Origin of the sequence: Nostoc sp. (genome assembly GCF_036917815.1) — a bacterium.
Classification (GTDB): domain Bacteria; phylum Cyanobacteriota; class Cyanobacteriia; order Cyanobacteriales; family Nostocaceae; genus Nostoc.
On record NZ_JBALEK010000037.1, the window covers coordinates 137,418 to 147,686 of the forward strand.

Sequence of the window (10,269 nt, forward strand, 5' to 3'; positions counted from 1 at the left end):
CAGGATGAGCGCAGTATGGTTAGCACTTTTGTCAGTATTCCCGGATATCGCATCAGCGAGGAACTCTACAATGGTTCCAGAACTCTAGTTTATCGAGGCTATCGAGAGAGTGACTCAATACCGGTAGTGATTAAACTGCTGAAAAATCCTTATCCGAGTTTCAGCGAATTGTTACAGTTTCGTAATCAGTACACCATCGCCAAAAATCTCAACTCACCTCTAATCATCCAAACCTACAGCCTAGAACCCTACCAAAATGGTTATGCGTTAGTGATGGAAGATTTTGGCGGGATTTCTCTCAAAGATTATTTTACCTCTGATCAGATGCGATATATCGCTTCTGGTGAAGAGTTTTTACGGATTGCGATCGCACTCTGCAATATCTTAGATATACTCTACCGCGAGCGGATTATTCATAAAGACATCAAACCCGCCAATATTCTCATTAATCCCGAAACCAAACAAGTTAAATTAATCGACTTTAGTATCGCATCTTTACTTCCACGGGAAACGCAGACATTAATCAATCCCAATGTATTAGAAGGGACACTCCCTTATATTTCCCCAGAACAAACAGGAAGAATGAATCGGGGGATTGACTACCGGACTGATTTTTATTCTTTAGGTGTAACTTTCTACGAGTTCCTGACTGGAGTTTTACCATTTAAATCAAACGATCCGATGGAGTTGGTACATTCTCATATTGCCAAACTTCCACCAATGTTAGGGGATAGGGGACAGGGAATAGGGGATAGAGAAGAGATTCCCCAAGTTCTCTGTGACATCGTGATGAAATTGATGGCAAAAAATGCCGAAGACAGATATCAAAGTGCTTTGGGACTGAAGTTTGATTTAGAAAATTGTTTACATCAGCTACAAGTTGATGGTATAATCCGGGGTTTTGAAATTGCACAGAGGGATGTGTGCGATCGCTTCATCATCCCTGATAAACTTTATGGCAGAGAAACCGAAGTATCAAACCTACTGCAAGCATTTGAGCGAGTTAGCCTTGGTGCAACAGAAATGATGTTGATAGCTGGGTTTTCGGGAATTGGGAAAACTGCGGTTGTCAACGAAGTTCATAAACCAATTGTGCGGCAACGCGGTTATTTTATCAAAGGAAAATACGATCAATTTCAACGGAATATTCCCTTTTCTGCTTTTGTGCAAGCATTCCGAGATTTAATCGGGCAATTGTTAACCGAAAGTGACGCACAAATTCAACAATGGAGAAACAAAATATTAGATGCTCTTGGCGAAAATGGACAAGTAATTATTGAAGTTATCCCCGAATTAGAAATAATTATTGGTGAACAACTACCAGCACTAGAATTATCAGGAATAGCGGCACAAAATAGATTTAATTTATTATTTCAAAAATTCACCCAAGTTTTTACTAGTGCTGAACATCCCTTAGTGATGTTTTTAGATGATTTGCAATGGGCGGATTCAGCATCGCTGAACTTAATGCAGCTTTTAATGGCTGATACCAAGTATCTTTTATTAATTGGTGCGTACCGTGATAACGAAGTCGATCCAGGACATCCATTAATCTTGACTTTGAGCGAAATCCAAAAAACATCAGCAACTATTAATACAATTACTTTAGCACCACTGAGTCAACTAACAGTCAATCAATTAGTTGCCGATACACTTAAATGTACAGAAAGTTTGGCATCGCCTCTTTCTCAATTAGTCCATCAAAAAACTCAAGGCAATCCGTTTTTTGCCACCCAGTTTCTCAAAGCATTACATCAAGATAGGCTAATTGAATTTAATTTTGAGTCACATTTCTGGCAATGTGACATTGTACAAGTGATGACTCTTGCGATTACAGATGATGTTGTAGCTTTTATGAGTTTGCAACTGCAAAAACTGCCAGAATCAACTCAACAGGTGTTACAGCTAGCTGCTTGTGTTGGCAACTCTTTTGATTTAAAAACTTTAGCAATTGTTTCAGAAAAGTCAGAGATAGAAACGGCTACTAATTTGTGGAAAGCACTGCAAGAAGGGTTAATTTTACCAATTAGTGATGTTTATAAGTTTTATCAAGGAGAAGAACGCGAACAATTGGCACTGTCACATGAAAATACCAGTAAAGAATTAGCCAAATATAGATTTTTACATGACAGAGTACAGCAGGCGGCTTACTCCCTAATTCTCGATGAACAAAAAACAGCAACTCATCTCAAAATTGGACAGTTACTACTGCAAAATACTACTGGGATAGAGCTTGAAGAAAAGCTATTTGATATTGTCGGGCATCTAAACCAAGGACAAAAGTTAATTACTCAGCCAAGGGAACGAGAAGCCTTAGCTCAACTGAATTTACAAGCAGGAGTGAAGGCAAGAAATTCTACAGCTTATGCCGCAGCCAGGCTTTATTTGCAAACGGGGATTCAGCTACTCCAGACAAACTGTTGGCAAAGTCAGTATGATTTGACTCTCAATCTCTATGTGGCAATGGCTGAAGCCAGCTATTTGAATGGTGACTTTGCGGATATGGAACATCAAGCCGCAGTCGTATTGCAGCAGGCACAAACAATTGTTGACAAGGTGAAAATCTACGAAATTCAAATCGCAGCAAAAATTGCTCAGAGCCAAATATTAGAGGTGATCGCCTTGGGAAGAGAGGTACTGAGTCAATTAGGGGTGGATTTCCCGAATGCACCTGATGAAGCCCAAAACGACAAAGTGCTACAAGACCTTGCAAGTCTTCTCCAGGGGAGAGAGATTGGCGGGTTAATTGATCTGCCCGTGATGAGCGATGCCACCGCAATCGCCGCAATGCAACTGTTAAGAGTCCTGTTTTCACCTGTGTACCACGCAATGCCAGGTTTAGTACCTTTTTTGAGCGCAACAATGGTGCGGTTGTCACTCCAGTTTGGCAATGCACCTGCATCAACGGTAGGCTATGCGATTCATGGTATGGTGCTATGTGCCTTTCTGGGTGAAGTCGAAACGGGCTATAGGTTCGGTAGATTAGCGCTCTCGTTACTAGAACGGTTGAATGCTCAGGGCATGAAGTCCATGAATTTCTGTCTGTTTGGGTGTTTGATCCAACATCGCCAGGAAGCACTTTTGGTAATGCAACTGACGCAGAAAGAAGGCTACATAGCTGGTATGGAAACCGGTGATTTTCTCTACGCTGCCTACAGCATACACGGGTACGCCTGTACGACGCTGTTCGCCGGGATAGACCTAGATACTTTGACCCCCGAATTGTCTGCCTATAGTGTAGCCCTGGCTAAGGTGAAACAAGATTTGGCGCGTATTTCTTTGGACATGGTGCGGCAAACGGTGCAGCAATTGAGAGAACCGGTAAGCCAACCTGATTGCTTAATTGGTACGGCCTACGATGAAACAGTTATGTTGCCGAAGCACCAGCAAGATAACGATTTCTCGGCGATCGCCTATGCCTACAGCTGCAAACTTTTGCTTGCCTATTCTTTTGGCAATTATCAAGCTGCCCTCGACTATAGCACCCAACTCAAGTCCTATTTGATGGCATTATCAAGCTTGATTTTTATTCCTATTTTCCATTTCTATGCCGCGCTTACACACCTAGCACTCTTACCCACCCAGCCACAAGCAGAGCAAGGAGACATTCTTCTTCAGGTGCAAACCCATCAAACTATTCTGCATCAATGGGCGCACCATGCACCGATGAATTACTTGCATAAATGGTATTTAGTGGAGGCTGAAAAGCATCGGGTTTTGGGTGAAAAAGTCGCAGCCAGTGATTGTTATGACCAAGCCATAGCTCTTGCAAAAGAACATCAGTTCATCAACGAAGAAGCCCTCGCCAATGAACTCGCCGCCAAGTTCTACTTGAAGTGGGGCAAACAGCGCATTGCCCAGGAATACATGACCGAAGCCTATTACTGTTATGCTCGCTGGGGTGCAAAAGCCAAAGTCGCTGATTTAGAAACTCGCTATCCCCAATTACTTGCCCCCATATTACAGCAAACCCGTTCTCCCTTCTCCACTCAGGAGACTATCTTTGCCTTGGGGAGTGTCACCTCCACCAGTTCCGCCACTTCCAGTAGTAGCAGCATCTCTGTAGCTTTAGATTTAGCTGCCATTCTCAAAGCTTCTCAAGCTATCTCAGGTGAAATTGAACTGGAAAAACTGCTTTCATCCTTGCTTGAAATCGTCATCGAAAATGCGGGGGCTGATAAATGCGTGTTGATGCTACTGCGAGACAGTTGCTTACTAATTAAAGGGTCAATTACTGTAGGGACAGAGCCAGTCGTATTGCAGAGTCTTCCTGTTGAAGATAGCCAAGATATTCCCTTAAAGCTGATTTACAAAGTCAAGCATAATCAACAGACTGTTGTGCTGCTTGATGCTATGGCTGATCTCGCTTTAGCCAGTGACCCGTATATCATGCGTCAGCAGCCGAAGAGTATTTTGTGTAGCCCGATTTTGCATCAAGGTAAGTTGCTGGGTATTTTATATTTAGAAAATAATTTAGCAACGGGAGCGTTCACGAGCGATCGCGTCGAATTGCTCAATTTACTCTGTACCCAAGCCGCAATTTCTTTGGAAAATGCCCGACTTTATGAGCGATCGCAAACATATTCCCAGCAGCTAGAGCAAGCCTTGCGAGAACAGCAAAAATTGGCAGGCGTAGTCCAAAACAGCAGTGATTTTATCGGCATCACAACGCTTACTGGACAAGGCATTTATCTCAACCCAGCCGGACGGCAGTTGATTGGACTCGATGACGCCGCCGAAATCTCCAACTTTCAGATGCGGGATTTCCACACTCCAGAAGATTTTGACCGGATCGAACGGGAAATCCTGCCCCGCGTGATGCAGCAGGGCGTAGGGCATGGAGAGATGAACTTTCGCCACTTCCAAACTGGGCAGTTGATTCCCACTGATTACGTACTCTTTGTGATCAAAGATCCCCTCACCAATCAGCCACTGTGTCTGGCATCGATTAGTCGAGATATTCGCGAACGGCAAGCCGCGCTACGCGAACGCAAAAAAGCCGAAGCCGCTATCATCCAGAAGTCTCAACAGTTAGAACAAGCCCTAGGAGACTTGCAGCAAACCCAACTACAAATGATTCAAAGTGAAAAAATGTCAGCATTGGGTAATTTAGTTGCTGGTGTAGCTCACGAAATGAATAATCCCCTTGGTTTTATTGCTGCTAGTCTAAAACAAGCTAAACCTACTTTCACTGATATTATCGAACACTTGGAACTATATCAAGAAAGTTTACCCAACAAAAGTGATAAAATTCTTGACCACGCCGAAGAAATCGACTTGGATTATAGTTTATCAGACTTGCCCAAAATGATTGATTCCATGTCTATGGCCTGCGACAGGCTCAAAAACATCAGCACTAGTTTAAGAACTTTCTCCCGTGCCGATCAAGACTACAAAGTGCCTTTCAATATCCACCAAGGCATTGATAGCACCATTCTCATTCTCAAACATCGTCTCAAGCCCAATGAACAACGTCCGGCGATTGAAGTTGTCACCAACTACGGGAATTTACCTCAAGTTGAATGTTTCCCTGGTCAATTAAATCAGGTATTTATGAATCTTTTAGCCAACGCTATTGATGCCTTGGATGAATCTAATACCGGACGCAGTTTTGAAGAAATTAAAGCCAATCCTAACTGCATTACAATTACAACCTCTGTCGAAAACGATCTAGTTAAAATTGGTATTGCTGATAATGGCAAGGGGATGAATGAATCAGTCAAATCAAAAATATTTGACCATTTATTTACTACAAAAGCTGTTGGTAAAGGCACGGGGTTGGGGTTGGCGATCGCTCGTCAAATCGTTGAAGAAACCCACGGCGGAAAATTGAGTTTTAACTCGGTTCTAGGTCAGGGTACAGAATTTATCATTGAAATTCCGGTATAGTCCTCATACCAATTCTATGTGAGGCTGCGCTTTATTCACGTAGGGGCAATTCATGAATTGCCCCTACAGCGAGGTTTTGGTAAGTCCCATAGGCGCATCTTCAAAAAGAAATGGTATCAGATCCCCGACTTCTTTAAGAGGATGTTTTAAAAGTCTTAATTGATGTATCAAATATTTTTTTTACCCCACCCCTCCCCTTATAAAGGGGAGCCACTGCGTTGCGGGGGTTCCCCCGTTGTAGCAAGTGGCGTGAGGGAACCGAATTTTTCTTATTTCCCCCCAATATATCGGGGGATTAAGGGGGGTAATAATTCAATGAAGATACAGCAAACCACTTTCAAAATATCCTCTAAGAAGTCGGGGATCTTTTTTGGGAATACTAAATCTGGAAGTCTTCAGTATGAGTGCAATATGGTTAGCACTTTTCTCAGTATTCCCGGATATCAAGTAAGTGAATAACTCTACAATAGTTCCAGAACTCATGTTAATTAACTTATTCGATCATACTATTGCCAAACCCTTGCGAAATATTCCTTTACAAGCAGTTGTAATTGTGCCTTTTGTCTTGCAAATTACAGCAGCAGTGGGACTCGTAGGCTATCTCTCATTCCGCAATGGTCAGCAAGCAGTGAATGACCTTGCCAGCCAGTTGCGGAGCGAAACATCGACTCGCATTCAAGCCGAGATCGTTGATTATTTGAAAGTTCCACAGCTAGTCAATCAAATCAACGTTGATAATCTAAACCGGGAGCTGTGGAGTTGGCAAGATCTCAAAAGTCAGGAACGTCAAACCTGGCATATGCTGCGACTGTTTCATCCTGCGGTCAATGCTGTCACGATTACTACGGATCGAGCTACATTGCGCGGTTCTGAACACTATGAGCAAGCCCTAGTTTCAGCCGTAGACGGTCGGGGCGACTCTCTGCGGCTCTATATTCCAGATGATCGGGGAAATAAGACTGAGTTGATTAAGTTCGCGCAAAACTATGATGTGACATCTAGACCCCTTTACGCGTTGGCAAGACAGGCAGGCCAATCGGTATGGATTCTTTTTCCTCACATTGCCACAAAGCAACTGCTCTTGTGCTTTTCGCAACCTGTTTACGATCGGGACAAAAAACTGGTTGGAGTCGTGAGTGCGTTTCGCTCCCTTGCCGCCATGTCCCAATTCCTCAACAGCTTTCAAGTCAGCGCCACTGGTGAAATGTTTGTGATCGAGCGATCGGGACTGCTCGTAGCCAACTCAACCTCTGAAAAGCCCTTTACTGTCGATAGTAATGGCAAGGAACAACGCCTCAAAGCCAGCGAAAGTAGCAATCCACTTATCCGCCAGACGGCTCAGTATCTTGATACTCGCGTCGGAGGGCTAACAGGCATCAACGGCACCCAGCAGCTTGACTTTACCATCGACCGGGAGCGGCAGTTCGTCCAAATCACCCCCTTGCAGGACGACAAAGGGCTGGACTGGCTGGTCGTGGTGGTGGTGCCTGAAAAAGACTTCATGGGACAAATCAACGGTAATACCCGCACCACCATTCTGCTCTGTCTGATAGCATTGGGCGTTGCTACAGGCTTTGGCATCCTGACGGCTCAATGGGTAACTCGACCCATCCTGCGCCTCAACCAGGCAGCAAAAGATATCGCTAAGGGAGATTGGAATGATGGAGTTGAACTCGATCGCAATGATGAATTGGGTCAATTGGCACTCTCCTTCAACCAGATGGCAGGGCAACTACAGGAATCCTTTGCTACCTTGGAAAAGCGAGTGAGCGATCGCACCGCAGATTTAGCAGAATCAAATCAACAACTAGAACAAGCCAAAGAAAAAGCAGAAGTAGCGAATCAAGCCAAAAGTTCCTTCATTGCCAACATGAGTCACGAACTCCGCACCCCCCTCAACGCCATTTTGGGGTTTGCACAACTGATGACTCGCAGCAAAACCCTCTCCACCGAACATCGGGAGGCGGTGAGTATTATTACTCGTAGTGGCGAACATCTACTGACATTGATCAATAATATTCTCGATCTATCCAAGATAGAAGCAGGTAAAACTACCCTGAATCCCAAACGGTTCGATCTCTATCGCTTGCTGAGTGATGTAGAAGATATGTTCCGACTCAAAGCAGAGGACAAAAGGCTCCAGTTGTTGTTTGAATATTTGCCGAATATACCCCCTTATATACAAACCGATGAAGTGAAGCTACGCCAAGTGTTGATTAACTTGATCAGCAACGCAATTAAATTTACAGATGTTGGAGGTGTGGCGCTCAAGGTGATGGCAATCAATCCCCCAGAATTGCCTACCTCCCAACCACTAACCCTACATTTCGAGATCGAAGACTCTGGTGCAGGCATTGCGGCTGAGGAATTAGATAAATTGTTTGAAGCCTTTGCCCAAACCCAAACCGGAAAAAATGCCCAGGAAGGAACTGGATTAGGATTACCAATTAGCCGCAAATTTGTGCAGCTAATGGGCGGGGAGATGACCGTCAGTTCTCAGGTGGGCTATGGCACTGTTGTCAAATTTGACATTCAAGCGATCGCTGTTGAGGCAGTAGATGAGGAAAGGGTGCAATTGCAGCGACAGATTATTGCCCTGGAACCCGATCAACCGCGATACCGGATCTTAATTGTGGATGATAAAGAGATCAATCGCCAGATTTTAATCAAGTTGCTTACTCCCTTGGGATTTGACCTCAAAGAAGCGGAGAATGGTCAAGAGGCGATCGCTATTTGGCAACAATGGCAGCCCCACTTGATTTGGATGGATATGAGAATGCCTGTACTTAATGGCATTGAAGCTACACAGTACATCAAAGCGCAAGCCAACGGCAACTCCACCAAAATTATCGCTTTGACTGCCAGCAGTTTGGAAGAAGAACGGTCGGCAATTTTGGCAGTTGGCTGTGATGACTTCATGCGAAAGCCGTATCGGGATTACGAAATTCTCTACGCAATGGAAAAACATCTTGGTGTGCGCTATGTGTACGAGGAAACAGACAATCTACAACATCAGCCACCACAGCTATCTACAATAGTTCAACTGCAACCGTCTGACTTCAAGGTGATGTCGGCTGAGTGGCTGAGAGAATTTCACGCCGCCGCTACCACTGGACGGGAGAAACGGCTAATTGCACTGATTCAACAGATTCCCGATCAACAGTCAGCAATGGTAAAAGCTTTGAACGAGTTGGTAGATAACTTTGAGTTCGACACTCTAATCGAACTGACTAAATTTCTTCCTTAGTTATCGTAAATCACTCGTGTTTAAGACCCCTACCTCTACAGGTAGCGCCAGTTACCCTAGGGGATCTTGCTACAGTCGGGGTAACAGTCCCCTTATGTAAATGTCTAAAATGTTTGAATTTTGAATTTTGAATTGAACTATGATTCTCCTATCTAAAACAGAAATTCTTGTAGTCGATGATTTGCGAGACAATCTGCGCTTATTGTCCAATCTCTTGCGGGAGCAAGGATACGAGGTGCGTACAGCCATCAATGGGACAATGGCACTGCGATCGGCTCAGTCAGAACCTCCTGCTCTGATTTTGCTGGATATCAATATGCCTGATATTGATGGCTACGAAGTTTGTCGCCAACTCAAAGCTTCTGAAGAGACTCGCAATATCCCGATAATTTTTATTAGTGCGCTCGATGATGCCCTAGACAAGGTAAAAGCATTTCAGGTGGGCGGCGTGGACTACATCACTAAGCCTTTTCGGGTCGAAGAAATGTTGATTCGCATTGAAACCCAACTGAAGGTGCAACGCTTCACTCAAACCCTAGAACAGCAAGTTGAACAGCGAACTGGTGAACTTTCCCAAGCTTTGCATCATCTCCAGCAAGCCCAGATCCAGTTAGTACAGCAGGAGAAGTTGTCTGCGTTGGGCAATCTTGTGGCTGGCGTGGCTCATGAGATTAACAATCCCATTGGCTTTATTGCTGGCAACTTGAATGAGGCACAGCAAAGGGTACAAGAGTTAATGGAGCATCTGAATCTATATCGCCATCACGCCCCAGAAGGAGATATTGCCAACCATGCTGAGGAGATTGATTTAGATTATCTTCTGGAAGATTTACCCAACATGATTGACTCCATGAAAATGGGGTGCGACAGGCTAAAAAATATCAGCACTAGTCTCCGCACTTTCTCCCGTGCTGATCAAGACTACAAAGTGCCGTTTAATATTCACCAAGGCATTGATAGCACCATTCTCATTCTCAAACATCGTCTCAAGGCGAATGAACAACATCCCGCTATTGAAGTGATTACAAACTACGGTAATTTACCTCAAATAGAATGCTTCCCTGGTCAATTAAATCAGGTATTTATGAATATTCTGGCAAATGCTATTGATGCCTTGGATGAATCTAATACCG

General features: G+C 44.1%; 3 protein-coding genes. All 3 read left to right on the top strand.

All coding sequences use genetic code 11. The annotated features are described in order from the left end of the window. Positions 1 to 15 precede the first annotated feature (15 nt). The gene (locus V7K97_RS10650) at positions 16 to 5,889 is read left to right on the top strand and encodes an ATP-binding sensor histidine kinase (RefSeq protein WP_334800883.1); all 5,874 of its coding nucleotides are present in this window, start codon (positions 16 to 18) and stop codon (positions 5,887 to 5,889) included. 451 nt (positions 5,890 to 6,340) lie between these two features. Further along, a complete protein-coding gene (locus V7K97_RS10655; RefSeq protein ID WP_334800884.1) occupies positions 6,341 to 9,136 on the top strand; it encodes an ATP-binding protein in 2,796 nt (931 codons plus the stop codon). Positions 9,137 to 9,275: 139 nt separating this feature from the next. Then, positions 9,276 to 10,269: hybrid sensor histidine kinase/response regulator (locus V7K97_RS10660; protein WP_334800885.1), on the top strand; the 994-nt coding region annotated here is incomplete at its 3' end.

What these genes read in the sequence shown, in the direction of transcription:
- V7K97_RS10650 (WP_334800883.1), top strand. Translation starts at nt 16, where the DNA reads ATGGTTAGCACTTTTGTCAGTATTCCCGGATATCGCATCAGCGAGGAA.